The sequence below is a fragment of the Pigmentiphaga litoralis genome, assembly GCF_014651835.1.
Taxonomy (GTDB): Bacteria; Pseudomonadota; Gammaproteobacteria; order Burkholderiales; family Burkholderiaceae_B; genus Pigmentiphaga; species Pigmentiphaga litoralis.
In genome coordinates, this window is record NZ_BMXQ01000001.1 from 173353 (window position 1) to 192761 (window position 19409).

Annotated in this window: 11 protein-coding genes and 1 pseudogene; 1 reads left to right on the forward strand and 11 read right to left on the reverse strand. The window is 66.3% G+C overall.

Annotated elements, in window-relative coordinates; genetic code table 11:
- Genes bcsB through bcsD form a run of 5 tightly spaced genes read right to left on the reverse strand, consistent with a single transcriptional unit; the run spans position 1 to position 6653 of the window.
- A complete protein-coding gene (gene bcsB, locus IE116_RS00760; protein WP_189608937.1) occupies positions 1–2376 on the reverse strand; it encodes a cellulose biosynthesis cyclic di-GMP-binding regulatory protein BcsB in 2376 nt (791 codons plus the stop codon).
- On the reverse strand, positions 2376–4598 hold the full coding sequence (gene bcsA / locus IE116_RS00765) for a UDP-forming cellulose synthase catalytic subunit (protein WP_229827939.1): 2223 nt from the start codon (positions 4596–4598) through the stop codon (positions 2376–2378). Before bcsA ends, bcsB begins: the two co-directional genes overlap by 1 nt.
- Positions 4595–5365, reverse strand: coding sequence for a cellulose biosynthesis protein BcsQ (gene bcsQ, locus IE116_RS00770; RefSeq protein WP_189608940.1), 771 nt, complete (start codon positions 5363–5365; stop codon positions 4595–4597). The genes bcsA and bcsQ overlap by 4 nt, the downstream gene beginning before the upstream one ends.
- Positions 5362–6168, reverse strand: coding sequence for a cellulose biosynthesis protein BcsP (gene bcsP / locus IE116_RS00775; RefSeq protein WP_189608942.1), 807 nt, complete (start codon positions 6166–6168; stop codon positions 5362–5364). Before bcsP ends, bcsQ begins: the two co-directional genes overlap by 4 nt.
- A gap of 29 nt (positions 6169–6197) precedes the next feature.
- Positions 6198–6653: a cellulose biosynthesis protein BcsD gene (gene bcsD, locus IE116_RS00780; protein ID WP_229827940.1), complete on the reverse strand. Its 456-nt coding sequence runs from the start codon at positions 6651–6653 to the stop codon at positions 6198–6200.
- Between the two features lie 186 nt (positions 6654–6839).
- On the opposite strand from bcsD, the gene IE116_RS00785 reads away from it, so the two are divergent.
- On the forward strand, positions 6840–8111 hold the full coding sequence (locus IE116_RS00785; protein ID WP_189608946.1) for a putative bifunctional diguanylate cyclase/phosphodiesterase: 1272 nt from the start codon (positions 6840–6842) through the stop codon (positions 8109–8111).
- A 72-nt stretch (positions 8112–8183) separates the two neighbouring features.
- On the opposite strand, the gene IE116_RS00790 is transcribed toward IE116_RS00785, so the two are convergent.
- The 6 genes and pseudogenes from IE116_RS00790 to IE116_RS26215 form a co-directional block, all read right to left on the reverse strand.
- The gene (locus tag IE116_RS00790) at positions 8184–9197 is read right to left on the reverse strand and encodes a diguanylate cyclase domain-containing protein (protein WP_189608947.1); all 1014 of its coding nucleotides are present in this window, start codon (positions 9195–9197) and stop codon (positions 8184–8186) included.
- Complete coding sequence (locus tag IE116_RS00795; RefSeq protein WP_189608950.1) at positions 9194–9766, reverse strand: chemotaxis protein CheB; 573 nt, start codon at positions 9764–9766, stop codon at positions 9194–9196. Before IE116_RS00795 ends, IE116_RS00790 begins: the two co-directional genes overlap by 4 nt.
- 17 nt (positions 9767–9783) lie before the next feature.
- Positions 9784–10641, reverse strand: a complete 858-nt coding sequence (locus IE116_RS00800) for a CheR family methyltransferase (protein ID WP_189608952.1) — start codon at positions 10639–10641, stop codon at positions 9784–9786.
- Positions 10638–14216 carry a response regulator gene (locus IE116_RS00805; RefSeq protein ID WP_189608954.1) on the reverse strand — a complete coding sequence of 1193 codons (3579 nt, stop codon included), beginning with the start codon at positions 14214–14216 and terminating at the stop codon, positions 10638–10640. The genes IE116_RS00800 and IE116_RS00805 overlap by 4 nt, the downstream gene beginning before the upstream one ends.
- An 86-nt stretch (positions 14217–14302) precedes the next feature.
- Entirely contained in the window at positions 14303–15304 is a 1002-nt protein-coding gene (locus IE116_RS00810) for a Bug family tripartite tricarboxylate transporter substrate binding protein (protein ID WP_189608955.1), read from the reverse strand.
- 2176 nt (positions 15305–17480) lie between these two features.
- Positions 17481–19256 (reverse strand): annotated as a pseudogene (locus tag IE116_RS26215) (Rne/Rng family ribonuclease); the annotation flags it as partial.
- Between the last annotated feature and the right edge of the window lie 153 nt (positions 19257–19409).

Sequence of the window (19409 nt, forward strand, 5' to 3'; positions counted from 1 at the left end):
TCACAGCGTCAACCGGCGGCGCGCCCGGGCCCGCAGCGACAGGTACAGCACAATGGCAAACAGCAGCGCGCTGCCCACACCCATCAGCATCAGCAGCAGCGGGTGGCGCGACAGGAACCACTGCGCATAGGTGACCGGATTGAGGCGGCCGGCGTAATACGATGGCTCGGACACCAGGCTATCGACCTGCTTGCCGCGGATCACGGCCAGGCTGCCCTGGATCTTCTTGACCGAATCGGGATCCTGCAGCGCGTCCAGCGCGTGGGTCATGCCGGCCGGCCGGTTGCTCGAGATGACGACCACGCTGCGGCCACCCGACAGGGGCGATTCGAAACCCGTGATCATCGCGTCGGTGCCGGCGCTGCTGAAAGCCACCTGGCCACGTGCGGGCCGGCTGGCATTGCCCTGCATCGAATCCCACCAGGTCAGCATCTTGGACATCAGGTCCGACACCTGGAAGCGTTTGCTGTCGCCGTTCAACGCCACCGGCATGTCTTCGGCCCATTGCGCCACCAGCGGCTGGCTGCCCGTCGCGCCCAGCACCAGCAGGTCCTTGTCGGCCACGCTGTTCACCTGCTGTGCCTGCGTCACGGTCACGCCGGTGGCCGGATAGCCGGTCGAATCGCCCATGCGTCCAAGCAGCGCCAGGTACAGGCCGTAGTCGACGGGACCTGGGTTGTCGGGCAGCACGACGGCCGTTTCCGACAGGTCGGCCAGACGCGTGAAGGGGAAGCCTGCGTTGCTGAAGGCCGCCAGATCGGGCATGGCGATGAAATGCGAAAAGCCCGAGATGTCGATGGTCGAATCCGGTTCGATCGCCCCCTTCACATTGTCCAGGATGACGTCCTTGCAGGCGCCTTGCTTCTGGTAGTCGTAGTAGTAATGGAATTGCAGCTGGGTCTGGGACGGCAGCTTGAACAACGGAATATTCAGGGTCGCCTGGGCGGGCGTCTGGCCGTCGGGCAACACCCGCGTCAGCAACTGATCGATCTTGCCGCCGTTGCGGTCCGCGGCCAGCAGGGGCAGCGACGTCAGGAACTGTTCGTTCACGTTGACGTTCAGGGTGGACTTGTCGATGGTCGGGCGGGGCGTATAGCGGTATTTGAGCTTGATCGCGATGTCTTTCTCGCGCCACGCGAACAGGTCGGGCGGCATGCGGAAGTTGATGCGGATCAGGTCGGGCGTATAGCCCGACACATTCAGCGTCTGCGCCGCGGCCAGCTCGCCAAAACTGACGGCGCGCGTGTTTGGCAGCCAGTTGGGCGCATCGTACGGTTCGCGCGCTTTCAGGTTGGTCAACTCGCTGATCAAGGCGGTCGGCCCCGACAGGGTGGGCGCGCCGACCGACAGCGTGGTGGCGGCAGTCTTCAGTTCCTTGACGTCGCGCCCGCTCACCAGCAGCAGCTTGCCCGATGGATCGTTCGGGTTGGGCACGATCGACAGCGTCGGGCCGCCCGGTTGCGGCAGCGCCACGCCCGGCAGGCGCGCACCGCCCGCCATCACCACGACGGCGTTTCCGCGCGCCGGAATCTGGCCGACGGTGGTCGGGAAGGTCGCGCCGCGATAGCCCGCCAGCGCGCCGAACCACGACGACAGAATGCCGGCGGCTTCCAGCGTGCCGGTATCGGGCGCCGACGCGAATACAAAGGGCAGGTCCAGGCGCCGGACATCGCGCCGGTCAAAGAAAGGCTGCGGCAACAAGGACAGATCGTTTTCCAGGCTGATCGGCGAGACCGTCAGTTCCAGGGTGCTGTTGTTGCTGATGTTGGCCCACAGGCTCGAATGCGCGGGGTCCTCGCATTCCATGGTGTAGTGCCCGACCAGTTGCAGGTTCAGGCGGTTGAATTCGGTGATCAGACGTGGCGGGATGGCGATCTCGCGCATCTGCGCCGCGCCGCCCTGCTCTTTGGGCACCGGGATCGTGGCGGCGACTTCGTCGTTGACCAGCACCTTGATGTGCGACAGCTCGCTGATCAGCGCGGGGGAAAAGGCGTAGTTCAGCTTGAGCTTCGCGCCCGTCACGATCTCGTCGGCGCGGATGCTGAAGGGCACGCCGCTGCTGCCTTCCACGCCGCGCAGCTGCAGCGGGTAGAGCGCGCCCAGTTGCTTGAGCGACAGGCTATACGTGCGCGATCCGCCGGGCAGCGACGCCGTGGTGAGCGACCCGCCGGCCGCCGGCGCGGCAAAGCCGGACGTCGGTCCGGTATAGCCGGTGGTGGGCGCGGGCAGGGGGGCCAAAGTGCGGCCGGCATCGGCGGCCAGGGCCGACGGCAGGGTGGCGGGCGTGGCCAGCAGCAACAGGCCGCCGATCAGGCCAGGCAGGGTCCGTGGTCGGGCCGGCCACTGGCCGCCGGGTCGTACAGGCCGCTGAATCATCAATCCCCCGTGTCAAGTTTGGGTTGCGCCGCCTTGCGCGCCGAACGCGGCGTCTTGGCCATGCTGTATAGGTGTTTGAAGAACATGCCGAAGCCGCGCACGCCCACGCGCATCACGCCGCGCAGCGCCGTCAGCGGCGTATCGCGGTCGCCCTGGCCCCAGCCGCTCGCCCAGTTGTCGGCGCGCGCAAAGGTCAGCTGCGCCAGTTCCACCTGCTGCTGCGTGTTCAGTTCGTGAAACCGCACACCCACGTGCTCGCCGTTGCGAAACGCCACGGTGGCCGGGAACACGCCTTCATCGTTATTGCGGAAAATGGACACCAGCACCGGCTGGCCGACGGGCACGTCCACGTCGGCCGGAATGCGAAGGCCCAGGCCCGTTTGCGAGAAGTCTTCCGTCTCGCACGACAGGGTTTTGCCGTTGGTGAAACGCAGGCCGGCACGCAGGTTGGCGGCGACGCGGGGGCTCGCCCGCACCTGACGCGTTTCGCTGGCGACCGCGATCGCTGCACTGGTGATGCCCACGTTGTAGACGGTCCAGAACAGGTTGATCATCACGGTGATGGCTTCGTCATTCGTGCCGAAGATCAGCATGCCGATGCCGACCACGAAGCCGATCAGGTTGGCCAGCATCAGGATGATGTAGGGCCGTGCGATGGTCCAGTCGAAGTAGGCTTCGTCGATCACGCCGCCCTTGGCCGTCACGTTGAATTTGCCAAGCTTGGGGTTGATGAAGGCCACCAGCACCGGCCGCAAGATGTACCAGGCCAGCACCGACTCGTACACCTCGTTCCAGAACGAATGGCGAAAGCGCCCCTGCATGCGCGAGTTGGTCACGCTGGCGTGCATCAGATGCGGCATGGCGTACACCGCGATCATCAGCGCCGACGACTCGAACACATGCGCGCCAAAGAGCAGGTAGGCCAGCGGCGCGGTCAGGAAGATCAGCCGCGGCAGGCCATAGAAGAAATGCAGCATGGCGTTCAGGTAGCACAGGCGCTGGCCCAGTTTCAGGCCCGGTCCGAACAAGGGGTTGTCCAGGCGGCAGATCTGCGCCATGCCGCGCGCCCAGCGAATGCGCTGGCCGATGTGGCCCGACAGGCTTTCGGTGGCCAGCCCGGCGGCTTGCGGAATCGCCAGGTAGGCCGTGTTGTAGCCCAGCCGGTTCAGCTTGAGCGCGGTGTGCGCGTCCTCGGTCACCGTTTCGATCGCAATGCCGCCGACTTCTTCCAGCGGCTTGCGCCGGATCAGCGCGCACGATCCGCAAAAGAAGGTCGCGTTCCAGAGGTCGTTCCCATCTTGCACCAGACCATAGAACAGTTCGCCTTCGTTGGGGATATGGCGGAAGGTGTCCAGGTTCTTTTCGAAGGGGTCCGGCGAAAAGAAGAAGTGCGGCGTCTGCAGCATCGCAAGCTTGGGATCCTTCAGGAACCAGCCCATGCAGATCTGCATGAAGGACCGCGTCGGCACGTGGTCGCAATCGAAGATCGCCACGTATTCGGCACTGGTGACCTTGAGCGCTTCATTGATGTTGCCGGCCTTGGCGTGACGGTTGTTGTCACGGGTCACGTAGCCGATGCCGACGTCTTCACAAAAAGCGCGAAATTCCGGACGGCGCCCGTCATCCAGCACATAGACCTTGAGCTTTTCGGTCGGCCAGTCCAGGCCCATCGCGGTGAACACGGTCTGCTTCACCACGTCCAGCGGTTCGTTGTAGGTCGGGATGAACACGTCGACTTCGGGCCATTCTTCGGGCGGCGTCGACATGGGAATCGGCTTGCGCTGCAGCGGCCACGCGGTCTGGAAGTAGCCGAGGAGCAGCACGATCAACGCGTATAGTTCGGCGGCCAGCAAGCCAAACCCAAAGAACGTATCGACCAGCGTTTCGAAGCCCAGCGTGTCGGTCATGCGCCAGTACATGTAGCGCATCGATGCGGACACCGACAGCACGATCATGACCAGCGTGGGCAGGCGGCCTTCGGTCTTGCTCAGAAGCATCGCGACCGCAAAGCTCGCCACGGCGAACACCAGTTGCTGCGTCAGCGTCAGCGGTACGGTAATGACCAGCAGCACCAGCGCCGTGGCCATCAGCAGGGTCAGGATCCGGACGATGGCATGGTCCCACAGGGGGGATTCCAGGAAACGCAGCGCCAGGCCGGACAGGCCCGATGCGGTGGCGGCGGGGGCGGCGCCCTGACCGGTGGGGGACGGGGAGGGCGTCACAGCGTGCTTCCTGCCTGCAGTCGTTCGGAGATCACATGGGCACAGGCCACGAAGTCCTGCGTGGCCTGGCACTGGCTGTCGTAATCGAGGACGCTTTTGTCATAGGCCAGGGCCTCGCTGACGGATTCGTCCTGGTGCACCAGCCCCACCACCCGTTCCTTGAAATTGACGCGCATGACCTGCGTCACGTCCTTGGCGAGCTGCTTGGCGCTGTCGAGCTGATTGATGACGTACGTGGAGTCGATGAAGCCCGGGCGCCCCACGCAGTAGGTCTGCACCAGGTTTTCCATCATGGGCATGGTGGCGTACGACGCCGCGTCGGGCAGGGTCACGATCACCACCAGGTGGGCCGACGACAGCGCCTGGCGCATGTAGATGGACGGGCCCGGCGGCGTATCCAGCACGACCAGGTCGTTCTCGGCCAGGCCCAGGCCGTCCAGGTTGCGCACCAGCCAGTCCGGGGTGGCTTCCAGGTATTGCTCGAACGACTGCCGGTCGGCCTCGTTCACCATGCCGTAGGGCAGCGTGAAAACGCCCGACGCGGTCGGCGTGACGATCTCGGACCAGTCCTGACCGGCCAGCGTCGCGCGCGAGGTGCCGACGATGTCATTGGGATCGAGCCCCAGATGAAAGCGCAAGGCGTTCTGGGGATCGAGATCGACGGTCAGTACCCGGTGGCCGCCATACTTCAGCGCCGTACTCAGGTTGGCGGCGACCGTGGTTTTCCCGACGCCCCCCTTGGCTGACACCACAGCGATTATTTTCACAATCGGCGAAGACGTTGGAGAAGATTGGCGTTCTTGTCGGGGGTGGGGGGCGCGTCCGGAAGCGGCTGCGCCAGGCGGGCAAACACGGCCTGCAGTTCGGTGGCAGGCGCGCCAGCCAGGGCCGATTGCGCGGGCAGGCCGGCGGGCGCGGGGGGCGACAGGGCCGGCGGCAGGGATGCTGCTGCGGGCTGTGCGGGCGGCGTGGATACGGCGCGCGTGGTTGCCGACGGTGCCGCAAACGGCGCCGGCGCGGCTGGAGCAGGCGCCGCCGCGGGCTGCTGTTGCAGCTGCATCGTGACAGGCGCGGGCTGCGTTGGCGTCGCGGCAGGCGCGGCATGCAGCGGCGTAGGCGCCTCGGGCACCATGCGGCCGAAGGGCATCGCCACGTCAGCCGGCGGCCGGTGTTCGAAGCGTGCCGGCGCTCGGGGCCGCGGCGGAATGAATTCCGCGCCGGGACCGGCCGGCGCGACCGTTGAGGCCGCTGCAGCGGTTACAGCCGGCGCGGCCGCCGGCTGGCGCATCGGCATCGGGTTGCTCAGCGCCGGTTCCTGGCGCACGGGCGCCTGCGGGGCCGAGAGCGCAGCCGCCGGGGGCGTTGCGAGCACAGGTTCAGTCGGGGCCGCCCCGCGCAGGTGCGGCTGGACCGGGGGTGCGTCCGACGCCTGGGTGGCCTCGACTGCCGACAGCAGCGGCCACCGCGCGCGGGACATCTTCGCGTCGTTGCTGCGCGCGATTTCCCGGTACTGGTCAGGCTGGCCACCGAAGTGTTTGAAGAGGTTTGCGATGTCGTCGGATTCAGTCATGCTTGGCTTCCATGCGGACGCGGGTGGGTCTATCGGCTGAGGCGAAAGTCGATGCATCCAAGCATGTCGGGTTCCGACGCCTGGGAGACGACCAGGTCGCCACCGGATCCGACCTGGGCGAACCAGCGCTGATACACGCCTTCCAGGAAGGCGGGTGTCCAGCCGCTGGCCTGCTGCCCGAACGCCGCGTTCAGCGGCGCGCAGTTGTGGCGGATGGCCAAGGCGGTCGGTTCTTCTTCTATCGTGACCCAGCCCCAGTCCATGCCGACCCATACCTTGCCCATCGCCAGTTGCAGGTCGTCGAGCGTGGCGCAGGGGGTCAGCGGCATGGCGTCGGCAAAACGGGCGCCAATGCGCTGCATGAGCGCTCGCAGGTCGTCGGGGGGCAGTTGCGATGCGAATTCCTCGGCCATTGCGCCAAGAAAGGTCTTCCATTGCCGCGAACAGCGGCTGTCGATCAGATAGTCGACGATCGTTTGGTCCACCCTGCAATCCTTTGTTGGGCCCATCAGTTGACCGCCAAGCGTACCAGAAACAATTAATCACCTTCCAATAGTGATTAGTTCAAAAGTGTCGTATTTATGTATGCTAAAGGTGGACGCTTACTATCTGTTAGGCTTAATACCGAATTAGACCCGCAGACTATGCGCTCAATCGTGAATCCCGACTCAATGCTTCAACGCTCAAGCATCTCGAGTGTTGCCCAGCAGCTTGGCGCCGTCACCGAACGGCGGGCCTTGCTGCGCGAGCTATCCGTCCTCATTGAAGAGCGGCGGCGCGCTGCCGTCCTGGCCGTCAACATTCCGCAGCAGACCGATGCGCCGACGCGCGACGACATCGTCCGGCGCATCCGGCCGTTTGTGCGGCTGGATGACCTGATGTGCCTGCTCGAAGACGGCAATCTGATCGTGGTGCTTCGCGACCTGGGCGACAAGGCGAGCGCCATCGGCGCCGCCCAGCGGCTGTTCCAGCGTTGCTCGCTGCTGCAGTCGATCGGCGTGCCCGGCGATGACGGGTTCGTGTCGTTCGGCATCGTCATGCTGCCCAGTGATCTGTCCCAGCCTGAACACGTGATCCAGCGCGCCGAGCAGGCCGCCCGCTACGCAAGCCGCACCCACGCCCGCTGGGTCTGCTGGAGCAACGGGCCCGACGACGTCGACGGTGTGGTGCTGACACGCGAAGACACGCTGGCCACCGAAGTGATCCAGGGCCTGGAGCGGGACGAATTCGAACTGTATTACCAGCCGCAGCTGGAAATGGGCAGCGGCAGGCTGCGCGGCATGGAAGCGCTGATCCGCTGGCGGCGGGGCGACCGCATCGTGCCGCCGGGGGACTTCATCCCGGCCATCGAGGCCGCCGGCCTGAGCGCCGCGCTGGGGTCCTGGGTGCTGCGCAAGGCCTGCGAGCAGATCTCGTCCTGGCGGGCCCAGGGGCTGCATTGCCCGCGCGTGGCCGTGAACCTGAGCGCCGCCCAGTTGCAGGGCGACCTGGTCGACATCGTGTGGCACATGCTGGCCGAGTACAAGACCGAGGCCAACCAGCTGGAAATCGAACTGACGGAATCGACCGAGATCGCGCACCCCGAAGAGGCCCTGGCGATCACGGGGCAACTGGCCGAGATGGGCATCAGTTTCAGCCTGGACGATTTCGGCACGGGCTATTCCAGCTTTGTGCGCCTGAAGGCGGCGCCGTTCCAGGCGGTCAAGATCGAGCGCCAGTTCGTCGCGAACATGATGACCGATCCCTACGACATGGAAATGATCCGCGCGGTGATCGAGTTCGGCCGCAAGGTGAACATCGCCACCATTGCCGAAGGCGTGGAAACGCAGGAACAGTACGACATCCTGTGCGACATGGGCTGCGATGCGTGGCAAGGGTTCCTGTGCTCGCGGCCGATGCCGCTGGCCGACGCCACCGCCTTCCTGCGCCAGGCCAGCGTCTAGCCGTCCTGCGTCATCCGTGACCGGGGCCCGCCGGATCGCCAGGCCATTCATTCACGCGCGCCCTCGCGCGTGTCAGCTGCGTGGCGCGACGGCCAGTTGCCCGCTGTTCTTGCCCGCCCGCTTGGCGGCATACATGGCATCGTCGGCGGCCTGGATCAGGCTGTCGCGGGTCGCGCCATGTTGCGGGTAAATCGCTGCCCCGATGCTGGCGCCGACGCGTGCCTCGAAGCCTTCGCCGTTGCCCGCCAGCCGGTAAGGGTTGCCCAGCGTGGCGCAGATCGACGTGCATTTGCGCAGCAGCGCATCCGGGTCGCCTGCGTGATCGACCACCACCGCAAATTCGTCGCCGCCCAGGCGCGCCACCGTGTCTTCGACACGCAAAATGGCGCGCAGGCGCTGGGCGATTTCCACCAGCAGCATGTCGCCGGCCTGGTGCCCGAAGCTGTCATTGACGGCCTTGAAGCCATCGATGTCGATGTAGAGCAGGCCGAACTTCTCGGCGTGCCGCTGCGCGCGGCTGAGCGCCTGGTCCAGCGTTTCGATGAACAGCGCGCGGTTGGGCAGGCCGGTCAGCAGGTCGTGGGTGGCCTGGTGGCGCATCTGGGCTTCGATCCGCCGGCGCTCGGCAATTTCCAGCCACAGTTGTTCATTCCGTTGTTCGAGCGACGCCAGGGCCTCGGTCAGCCTGGCCTTGCTGCCATACAGTTCCAGGAACACCTTGACCTTGGACAGCAGGATCGCGTCGTTCACCGGCTTGGCAATGTAGTCGACCGCGCCTGACCGGTAGCCTTTCAGCCGGCTCAGGTCGTCCGCGTAGGCGGCCGTCACGAATATGACTGGCGTTTCTTCCAGGTGCAATTCCTCGCTCATGATGTCGGCCACTTCAAAGCCGTCCATGTCGGGCATGTTGACGTCCAGCAGCACCAGCGCGAACTGGTGGTCCAGGCACAAGGACAGCGCCTCGTTGCCGGACGCGCACTCGATGACGTCGGCATCGACCTGCGCCAGCAGGCGGCGCATGGCGAACAGATTGGCGGGAGTGTCGTCGACGACCAGGATCTTCGGTCGGGAAGCAGGGACGTTCAAGAGTGAAATATCCGGTTGATCAAGGGGGCAATGTCGGCAAGGCGCAGGCAATGGTCGGCGCCCGACAGGTCCAGGCAGGCTTGCGGCATGACCGGCACTTCGGCCTCCATGGGGTCCTGCACGATGGCCAGGCCGCCGGCGCGCCGCACGGCCAGCAAGCCTTCGGCGCCATCCTGGTTGGCGCCAGTCATCACGACACCGATGAGCCGCCCGCTGGATGCAAAGGCGGCCGAAGAAAACAGCACGTCGATACTGGGGCGCACGAAACACACCTTGGCGTCGACCGACAATTCGAAGCGACCTTCCTTACTGATGAGCAGATGATAGCCCGAAGGCGCGATGTGGACGACGCCCGCCACCGGCGCGCAGCGTTCGGTCGCCTCGATCACGGGCAGGCGCGTGCACCGGCCCAGCAGGTCGCAGATCAGGTCCACCTCATGAGAAGCGGTATGGGTGACGATCACGACCGGGACGGGCACCCGCGGGTCCAGGCCCGCCAGCACGACCTGCATCGCCTGCAAGCCGCCGGCCGAACAGCCGATGACGATCAGTTCGGGCAAGGGCGACATGCCGGCCTGACCTGCCGTCACGCTGGCCGCGCAAGCCGGAAGATGCGCGACGGCACATCCACGCCGACGAATTCCCCGGCGGCGGGCGCGAACGAAATGTTTTCCTTCGTGCCCAGGCACAGAAAGCCGCCGCGCACCAGGCTGCTGGCGAACAGGCCCAGCGTGCGGTTCTGCAGCGCATCGTTGAAGTAGATCAGCACGTTGCGGCACACGATCAGGTGGGCTTCGCAGAACACGCCGTCGCCCGCCAGGTTGTGATTGGCGAAGGTGACGTTGCGGCGCAAGGCGGCATCGAATTTGATCAGTTCGTAGCGCGCGTGATAGTAGTCCGACAACGATCGCGATCCGCCCGCGGCCAGATAGCGGGCCGACGCCGCACGCGCATCGCGCGCCGGAAAGATGCCTTCGCGCGCCCGCGCCAGCGCGGCGTCGGAAATGTCGGTTGCGTAGATATGGCAGCGGTCGTACAGGCCGGCTTCTTCCAGCAGGATGGCAAGCGAATAGGTCTCTTCGCCAAACGCGCATCCGGCCTGCCAGATGTTGATCTGCGGGTAGGACGCCAGCAGCGGAAACACCTGCTCGCGCAGGGCCGCAAACACCTGCGGATCGCGGAACAATTCCGACACCGGCACCGACAGGCCTGATATCGCTATCGGCAGGAATGCGGGGTCATGCAGCAGGCGCGGAATGAGATCGCTGATGTTGGCAACGCCCTGCTGGTCGGCCAGGTGGATCACCCGGCGCTTGAGGGACGCCCGCGCATAGTCCGTCAGGTCGTAGCCGTGGCAGCGTTGCAGCGCCTGCACGAACAGGTCCATTTCCAGGTCCTGGACGTCGGCGTTGACGCGCTTCCGGGCGTCGTGCGCCGCGGTCATGGCAGCCAGACACGCATCATCGACAGCAGCTTGGGAATGTCGATCGGCTTGGACAAGTAGTCGTTGGCGCCGGCGGCCAGGCTCTTTTCCCGGTCGCCGCGCATGGCTTTGGCCGTCAGGGAAATAATCGGCAGCTTGCCGAAGCGGGGATCCTTGCGGATTTCCTGGATGGTCTCGTAGCCATCCATGATGGGCATCATCACGTCCATCAGGACCAGTTCGATATCGGGCGACTCGTCCAGCACCTTCAACGCTTTCTGGCCATCTTGCGCCAGGCTGACGTCCAGGCCCTTGGCGCGCAACACTTTGGACAGCGCAAAGATGTTGCGCATGTCGTCATCCACCACCAATACCTTGCGGCCCACCAGTTCGTCGCCGGTGTCTTCGCGCGCCGCGCCACCGCCTTGATGGATGCTGTGCAAGAACAGGCTGACTTCATCGATCAGGCGTTCCGGCGACCGGGCGCCCTTGATCACGATGCTGTCGGTGTGTTCGCGTATCCGCAGACTTTCTTCGCGGGTCAGCTCGCGCGCCGAATACACGACGACCGGGGCCTGGCCCGCGTCACTGTGCATCTGCTCCAGGAAATCGAACCCCGACATGCCCGGCAGGCCCAGATCGAGCACGATGCAGTCGTAGGCCGACACCGCCAGCTTGGCAAGCGCGTCTTCGGCCGACGCCGACTCGATCACCTCGACCGTTGGCGACGCGACCAGCTTGCGCACTGCCGCGCGCGAGATCGGATCGTCGTCCACGACCAGCAGCCGACGGGTGTTGTCGGCCTTGAAGTGCAGCAGGCGTTCGAAGGCGCCCGTCAGGGCCTCGGACGTGACGGGCTTGGTCAGGAAGCCCACGGCGCCCAGTTCGCGGCCACGCGCGCTTTCGTCCAGGGCGGAAATGAAGTGCACGGGAATGTGCCGCACTGCCGGGTCGGCTTTCAGGTGTTCGATCACGCTCCAGCCGTCCATGCTGGGCAGCATGACGTCCAGCAGGATGCCGGTCGGACGGTACGTGCGCGCCAGGTGCAGGCCGGCTTCGCCATCGCCGGCGGTCAGCGCCTTGAGTCCCTTGCGGCGGATGAGGTCGGTCAGGATGCGGGCGAAGGCAGGATCATCCTCGATCACCAGAATGGCGGTGTCGCCAGGCTTGAGGGTCTGGCGATCGTCATCGATGGTGACGCCGGTCACCGACGTGGCCGGCGGGTTGGGCAGCGGCAGGGGAGCAGGCGGCTGCGGACGAAAGCGTGCGCCGTCTGACCGGGCGTGCGGGCGCGGCCCGGGTGCGGACTCGCCATCGGCGTTGCCGTTCAATGTACCGCTGACCCCGCCCGCCGCACTGACAGGCTGGGTCTCGGGCAGCAGCATCGTGAAGGTGCTGCCCTGGCCGGGTTCGCTGTGCAGCACGATGTCGCCGTGATGCAGCTTCATCAGTTGCCGCGAAATGGCGAGGCCCAGGCCCGTGCCGCCGTATTGCCGGCTGGTGCTGGCATCCACCTGTTCAAAGGCGCCAAACACGCGGCCCAGCTTGTCTTCCGGAATACCGATCCCGGTGTCGGTGACTTCGATCGCGACCGTGCTGCGGCCGTCGAAGCCCGGATAGTCCTTGAACGGACGCCCGATGCGCATGTGCACGATGCCCAGCCGGGTGAACTTGAAGGCGTTGCTGAGCAGATTGCTGGCGACCTGCTCCAGCTTGCCACCGTCCCCCACCACCGAGGGCGGCATGCCGTCATCGACCACCACCGTGAATTCGACCTGCTTGTCCTTGGCGATGCGGTTGAAGTTGCGCTTGATGGTGGACGCAAATCGCGTCAGGTCGACCGGCTCGAGCAGCAGGTCCATCTTGCCGGCTTCGATCTTGGACAAATCCAGAATGTCGTTGATCAGGCGCAGCAGATTCGATCCGCTTTCGTGGATGATGCGCGCCGATTCCACCTGGTCGCCCGACAGATTGCCGTCGCCGTTTTCGGCCAGGTCATTCGACAGGATCAACAGGCTGTTCAAGGGCGTGCGCAGTTCGTGCGACATATTCGCCAGGAACTCAGACTTGTACTGATTGGCGCGCGTCAGCGCTTCGGCCTTGCTCTGGGTTTCCTGCTGCAGGGTTTCCAGAATGCTTTTCTGCTGATTCAGCGTGTCGGACTTCTGCCGCAGGGCTTCGTTGGATGCCTGCAGCTCCTCCTGCTGGGTGCGCAATTCTTCTTCGGACGCACGCAGTTCGCCCGCCTGCGCCTGCGTTTGCTCGAGCAGTTCGCGGGTGCGGACGGCGCGGGTGATGTTGTCGAGCGACAAGGCCACCAGCGGGCCCAGAGCGTCCAGCAGCCGCTGCTGGCGGGACGTGGGGTGCGAAAAACTGGCCAGCTCGATCACTGCCAGCAGGCGCTCGCGCGACAGCACCGGCAGCAGCAACAGGTGGCGGGGCGAGGCCTGTCCGCTGCCCGAATGGATGTCCAGATAGCCGGGCGGCACGTCGGCAATCGCCAGCGGCTTGCGTTCGGTGGCGCATTGTCCTACCAGGCCTTCCCCGAAGGCGTAGTGGTCGGGCCGCTCGCCCTGGGCGCGATAGCCATAGCTGCCGGTGCGCACCAGGCGTTCGCCGGTGGTGTCATGCAGATAGAGCAGGCCCGCGCCGGCATTGAGCAGGGGCGCGATTTCCGACAGCAGGGTATTGGCGTAATCGCGCTGCGTGTCCACGCGCTGCAGGCGGGTCGACACCGACGCGATCCCCGATTTGATCCAGTTCTGGTCGGCGGTTTCGATCGCCATGAGCTGGAAGGCTTCGAGCGCGCGCGCGATGACCCCGACTTCATCGCGGCGCCCCACTTCCGGGATGTCGATGTCGTGATCGTGGCGCGCCAGGCGCGTCATCAGGTCGGCCAGCTGGCGCAGCGGCCGGGTGATCAAGGTGACTGACAACCACAGGGCGGCTGCGCCGGCCAGCAGGGCCAGCACCAGCGACCCGTAGCTCAGCCAGCGGCGTTGCATTTCGGTGTCGTCGAGCCGGCGTTCGCGTTCCAGCAGGCTGTCGCGCGACGCCTGCGCCAGCTGGTCCATCAACGCAATGATGTCCGGCGTGCGGGTCGTGCTGGTTGCCAGGACGGTCTGGAAGATGCGTTCGCGCTCGCCCACGGCCAGGCTGCCGTCCTGCTGCCAGGCGGCCTTGACGTCGGTAATGATCGGAGTCGATACGGTGCTGGTCCAGCGCCGGTCCAGTTCCAGCACGCGGTCGAGCCGGCTGGACTGCAGGGCGTCGCCGCGCCCGGCTTCGATGAGCTTGCGCAAGACGTCCTGAAAACCGCGGTCGGCCGCGTCAAACAGTCCGGTGTCCGGAGCCAGCCCCGAAAACAGGATCTGCCGCATCTCGTATTGCCGCTCGTACAGAAAACGCGTCGCCCGGTTGATTTCACGCAGCAACACCGTCGTGTCGCGCGTCGCCTGCTGGATTTCCTGCTGCTCGTGCTCGACAAGCGCGGTGCCGAAGGACGAGAGGGCGAACAAGCCGATCAGCAGGCCAACGACGAGCGAGACTTTGACGAGCAACGAGACGTCGCCAAGCCAGGTTTGGTGGAGTTTCATGAATCGGGCGAGCGCCGGGTGACGGCGGGTGGAGAAGACCGCGCTACCTTAACCCGGCGCGGTCCGCTCTGCAGTAGTCCAGAGGCTTACTCAGCGGTAATCTGCGCGGCACGTATCACTTTCGTCCACTTTGCAATTTCCGATTGCACGAGCGCCGCAAATGCGTCTGGCGAACTGGTGACCACGTCGGCGCCTTGCTCGGCAAAGCGCTTCTGCAGTTCCGGGTCCTTGAGCGCCTCCAGAGACGCCTGATACAGTTTGGCGACGACGTCCTTGGGCGTCCCGGCCGGAGCGAACACGCCATACCACTGCGGCACTTCGAAGTCGGCCAGGCCGGCCTCGGCAAAGGTGGGCACCTCAGGGAACAGTGGCGAGCGCGTCTTTCCGGTGATCGCCAGCGCCCGCACGGTGCCATTCTTGATCTGCCCCGATCCGCTCACCAGCGTGCCGAACATGAGTTGCGTGCGGCCGGCCACCGTGTCCGCCAGGGCGGGTGCGGCGCCCCGATAGTGAATCGGCGTCATTTCCGTGCCGGTCAGCTGGGCGAACAGGGCGCCCGCGATGTGCGGCATCGAGCCCTTGCCCGACGATGCGTAGTTCAGCTTGCCTGGTTCGGCCTTGAGCAGCGCGACCAGTTCCTTGACCGACTGGGCCTTGACCGCCGGATTCACCAGCAGTCCTGTCTGGGCAACCGCCGCCTGCGTGATCGGCGCGAAATCCTTGACTGCGTCGTACGGCAGTTTTTCCAGCGCCGGGTTGGTGCCGTGTGTGCCGATATAGCCCATCAGCAGGGTGTAGCCGTCGGCTGGCGCCTTGGCGACATAATCCGATCCGATGGTGCCGCCCGCGCCGCCCTTGTTCTCGACCACGACGCTGACGCCGAGCTTGTCGGTCAGTTTCTGCGCAAGGACCCGCGCCATGAAGTCGGTGCCGCCGCCCGGCGCGGTCGGCACGATCAGGCGAACGGGTTTGGTCGGAAAGCCGCCTGCCGCCTGGGCAGAGGCGGACAGGGGCAGCGCCAGGGTGGCCGAGGCCAGCAGCAGGCTTGCCGCGAGGGTGCGCAGGGAAGGAAGGCGGGGAGTCGTCATGGTGAGTCTCGTCGTGTTGTCGTTGTGGTGGTGCCGGGGTCGTGCTGTGGAGGTGCTGTCGGGGCTGCATTCTGATGCCGCCGTCGCGCCAACCACGAATGATAGGTCCGAAAACGACAATGCCGCACTCGAAGGTGCGGCATTGTCTTGAAGCACCGGGCCTGCCTTGAGGCGGACCCGGCTTGGTGCTACCGCTGACGCGTCAGCCGCGGGTTTCGACCTGCACCAGCGGCTCGTCGGCCACGGCCGGGCGAACCTTCGGTTCACGGCCCAGCTTGACCGGCGCTGCCGACGCCATCTTTTCCTGCGCGGCGACCAGCTTGCTGCGGTCGGTTTCGACCCACTGCATGCCGGCCTGTTCGACCACCTGGATCAACTCGGCCTTGGCGGGCGCGACCTGGGTGGCGGACGTGGCGGCCGGTGCAGCCGCTGGCGCCGTGGCGGCCGGTGCAGCAGCCGGTGCGGGCGCCGAAGCAGCAGCGGCCGGCACCGCAGCAGCAGCGGGTGCCGCAGCGGCGACAGCGGCAGCGGCAACAGGCGCCGCGGCAGGCGTGACCGTGGCGGGAGCCTCGGCCGGCGCAGCAGGCACCTCGGCAACGGCCGTGACCGGCACGTCGGCGATGAACGCTGGCGACGCAGCAACCGGTTCCGGCTCGGCCGCGGGTTCCGCGACCGGGGCCGGGGCGGCGGGCGCCGCGGCTACCGGGGCAGCGTCGGGTGCAGCGACAGGTGCCGCCACCGGTGCCGCCACGGCAGCGGCCGGCGCGGCAGCAGCAGGCGCCGGTGCCTGGGCCGTTGTCGTAGCCACCGCGGCAGCCGCAGCCTCTTGCTCAAGGGCTTCGACCACGGCCTCACCCTTGGCGGCTTCCACCTTGACCAGGCGGTCTTCGGTTTCGGCAGGCAGCTGGGCAGGTGCAGCCACCGGTGCCGGAGCCAGGGCGGCGGCATCGGCAGACGGTGCGGACGCTGCAGGCACCGGGGACACGGCGGGTGCGGGCGTTGCGACCGGCGCCGGCGCCGCGAACGGTGCGGCGGCGACGGGTTGCGACGGCGCAGCCGAGGCCGATCCTGCGAACGGATTCACCGGCGCCTTCGGAGCGGCAGGCGTCAGGAACGGATCGGCAATCGACGTGGCCGGGGTGACCGGCACATCGGCAGCGGCCGGCAGGTCCTGACGAGCCACGGGTTCAGCGGCAACGTAAGACGCAGCAGCAGGCGCCGGCACGGGCACCGGCACACCCAGGTCCACCGGGGCCGAGGCCCTGGCGTCGGTCACCGCTTCGGCAGCGATCGGGGCAACGGGCGCCGCCGGGGCAGCATGCGCCGCGGCGTTTTCAACGACAGCCGCTTCGGTCACCGCAGGCGACAACAGGGTCACATCGCGGTCTTCGGCGCTGGCTTCGTCATCGTCCAGGTCGCTCATGCCATCTTCCTGCATGGGCTGGCCGGCCTCGTTGGTACGGCGTCCGCGGCGGCCACGACGGCGGCGGCGCTTGCGCTCCGGTTCGCCTTCGACGCCGTCGTCGGTTTCACCCGGAGCCAGGCCATCGGCATCCAGGATCGGGGTGCCGGCATCGATCGCCTGACCCATTTCCAGCGGTGCGTTGATGGCATCGGCCAGCGGACGGGTCATGTCGTCAGGGTGCGGAACGATCACCGGCGCCGGGACAGGCGCGGGGGCGGGCGTGGGTTCGGCGATCGCGACCTGCGTCACGACGGCAGCCGTCGTCAGCGCGGTCTCGTCGATTTGCACGTCGTCGCGGCGGCCACCGCGGCGGCCACGGCGGCTGCGCGGACCGCGGGGGTCGAGCGAGTCGGCGTCGTCGTCGGCGGCATAGGGCGCGGTCGACAGGGCGGCGTGGCGCACTTCTTCCGGACGCTGGCGGGCCGTGTCGGCACGCGGGGCACGTTCGTCACGACGGCCGTCGCGGCGGCCACGGCCTTCCTTGCGGCTGTCCAGGTCGCCATCGATGCGGGTCACGTCGTCGGACGCGCGCGCTTCGCCGCGGGGTTCGCGGTTGTCACGGCCTTCGTTGCGGCCACGGTTGCTGCTGCTGCCATTGCTGCCGGCGCGGCGGTTGCGGTTGCGGTTGGCGTCGCGCGCGGTGGTTTCGGGCGTGACGACAGGGCGCGGCGCGGGTGCCGGGACAACCGGTTCCGGATCGGCGAACGTGCTGCGGAACCAGCCCATTACGCGCGACAACAGGCCGGCAGCCGGTTCGACCACTGGCGCCGGAGCGGGCGCAGGCGTCGGCGCAGGGGCGGCCGCGGCGGCGCTGCGGCGCGGACGCAGCGGCGTGACATTGCCGGCTTCGTCCACGGTCGACGGCGTCGACGACACAGGCGCGGGTTGCGACGGGGTGATCCCCTTGACCAGCGCTTCGGGCTTGGCCTTAATCTCGGATTCCTGCAGCGAATAGGCCAGGTTCGTTTCGGGTGCTTCGGCCAGTTCGAAGCTCGCCTTGGCGTTCTCGAGGCGCGGGTCGTCGTGACGCAGGCGCTCCAGCGTGTGGTGCGGGGTGTCCAGATGCTTGTTCGGGATCAGGATCAGGTTGACCTTGAGCCGGGCTTCCATCTTGGCGATGTCGGTGCGCTTCTCGTTGAGCAGGAAGGTGGCGACTTCGACCGGAACCTGCGCATGCACGGCCGCAGTGTTTTCCTTCATCGACTCTTCTTCGATCAGACGCAGCACCTGCAGCGCGCTCGATTCGGTGTCGCGGATCACGCCGGTGCCATTGCAACGCGGGCAGGTGATGTGCGAGCCCTCGTTCAGGGCCGGACGCAGGCGCTGGCGCGACAGTTCCATCAGCCCGAAACGGGAAATCTTGCCCATCTGGACGCGGGCACGGTCGAAATGCAGGGCCTCGCGCAGGCGCTGTTCCACCGCGCGCTGGTTCTTGCTGTCTTCCATGTCGATGAAGTCGATCACGATCAGACCGCCCAGGTCGCGCAGGCGCAGCTGGCGGGCGACTTCGTCAGCCGCTTCGAGGTTGGTCCGCAGCGCGGTTTCCTCGATGTCGCTGCCCTTGGTCGAGCGCGCCGAGTTGACGTCGACGGCCACGAGGGCTTCGGTGTGGTCGATCACCACGGCGCCGCCCGACGGCAGCGGCACGGTCCGCGCATAGGCGGTTTCGATCTGGTGCTCGATCTGGAAGCGCGAGAAAAGGGGAACGTCGTCCTGGTAGCGCTTCACGCGGCTGACGTTGTCCGGCATGACCACGCTCATGAAGGCGCAGGCCTGGTCGGCAATGTCGTCGGTGTCGATCAGGATCTCGCCGATATCCGGCGAAAAGTAATCGCGGATCGCGCGGATCACCAGACTGGATTCGAGGTAGATCAGGATCGGGCCGGTATTGTCGCGGGCGGCGCCGTCGATCGCGGTCCACAGTTGCAGCAGATAGGACAGGTCCCACTGCAGCTCTTCGACATTGCGGCCGATGCCTGCGGTCCTGGCGATGATGCTCATGCCGGTCGGGACCGACAATTGCTCCATGGTCTCGCGCAGTTCCTGGCGATCTTCGCCTTCCACGCGGCGCGATACACCGCCGCCGCGAGGATTGTTGGGCATCAGGACCAGGTAACGGCCGGCCAGCGAAATGAAGGTGGTGAGGGCAGCGCCTTTGTTGCCGCGTTCTTCCTTTTCGACCTGGACGATGAGTTCCTGGCCTTCGCGCAGCACGTCCTGGATGCGGGCGGTGCGGACGTCGACGCCTTCCTTGAAGTAGGCGCGTGCGATTTCCTTGAAGGGCAGGAAACCGTGGCGTTCTTCGCCGTAGTTGACGAAACACGCTTCCAGACTGGGTTCGACCCGGGTGACGATACCCTTGTAGATATTGCCTTTGCGCTGTTCGCGGCCGGCGGTTTCAATGTCGAGGTCGATGAGTTTTTGCCCATCGACAATGGCAACGCGCAGTTCTTCCTGGTGCGTTGCATTAAACAGCATGCGCTTCATGTATGAAGTTCTCCGTGGTCATATCGCGCCGGAATCGGCGCGCAGCCTCGGGCCATCAGGAAGAATGCATCACGCAGGGCGAGCAGAAGGAAAGCCGGTGCGCGACAGGGCGCACCCCACGGGTCAGGTCAATGTGGCCAGCCGGGCGTGGAA

Excerpts from the sequence above, each read along its gene's own strand:
- IE116_RS00800 (WP_189608952.1), bottom strand. The coding sequence starts at position 10,641 with ATGACCGCGGCGCACGACGCCCGGAAGCGCGTCAACGCCGACGTCCAG.
- bcsB (WP_189608937.1), bottom strand. The coding sequence starts at position 2,376 with ATGATTCAGCGGCCTGTACGACCCGGCGGCCAGTGGCCGGCCCGACCA.
- IE116_RS00805 (WP_189608954.1), bottom strand. The coding sequence starts at position 14,216 with ATGAAACTCCACCAAACCTGGCTTGGCGACGTCTCGTTGCTCGTCAAA.
- IE116_RS00795 (WP_189608950.1), bottom strand. The coding sequence starts at position 9,766 with ATGTCGCCCTTGCCCGAACTGATCGTCATCGGCTGTTCGGCCGGCGGC.
- IE116_RS00810 (WP_189608955.1), bottom strand. The coding sequence starts at position 15,304 with ATGACGACTCCCCGCCTTCCTTCCCTGCGCACCCTCGCGGCAAGCCTG.
- IE116_RS00785 (WP_189608946.1), top strand. The coding sequence starts at position 6,840 with ATGCTTCAACGCTCAAGCATCTCGAGTGTTGCCCAGCAGCTTGGCGCC.
- bcsP (WP_189608942.1), bottom strand. The coding sequence starts at position 6,168 with ATGACTGAATCCGACGACATCGCAAACCTCTTCAAACACTTCGGTGGC.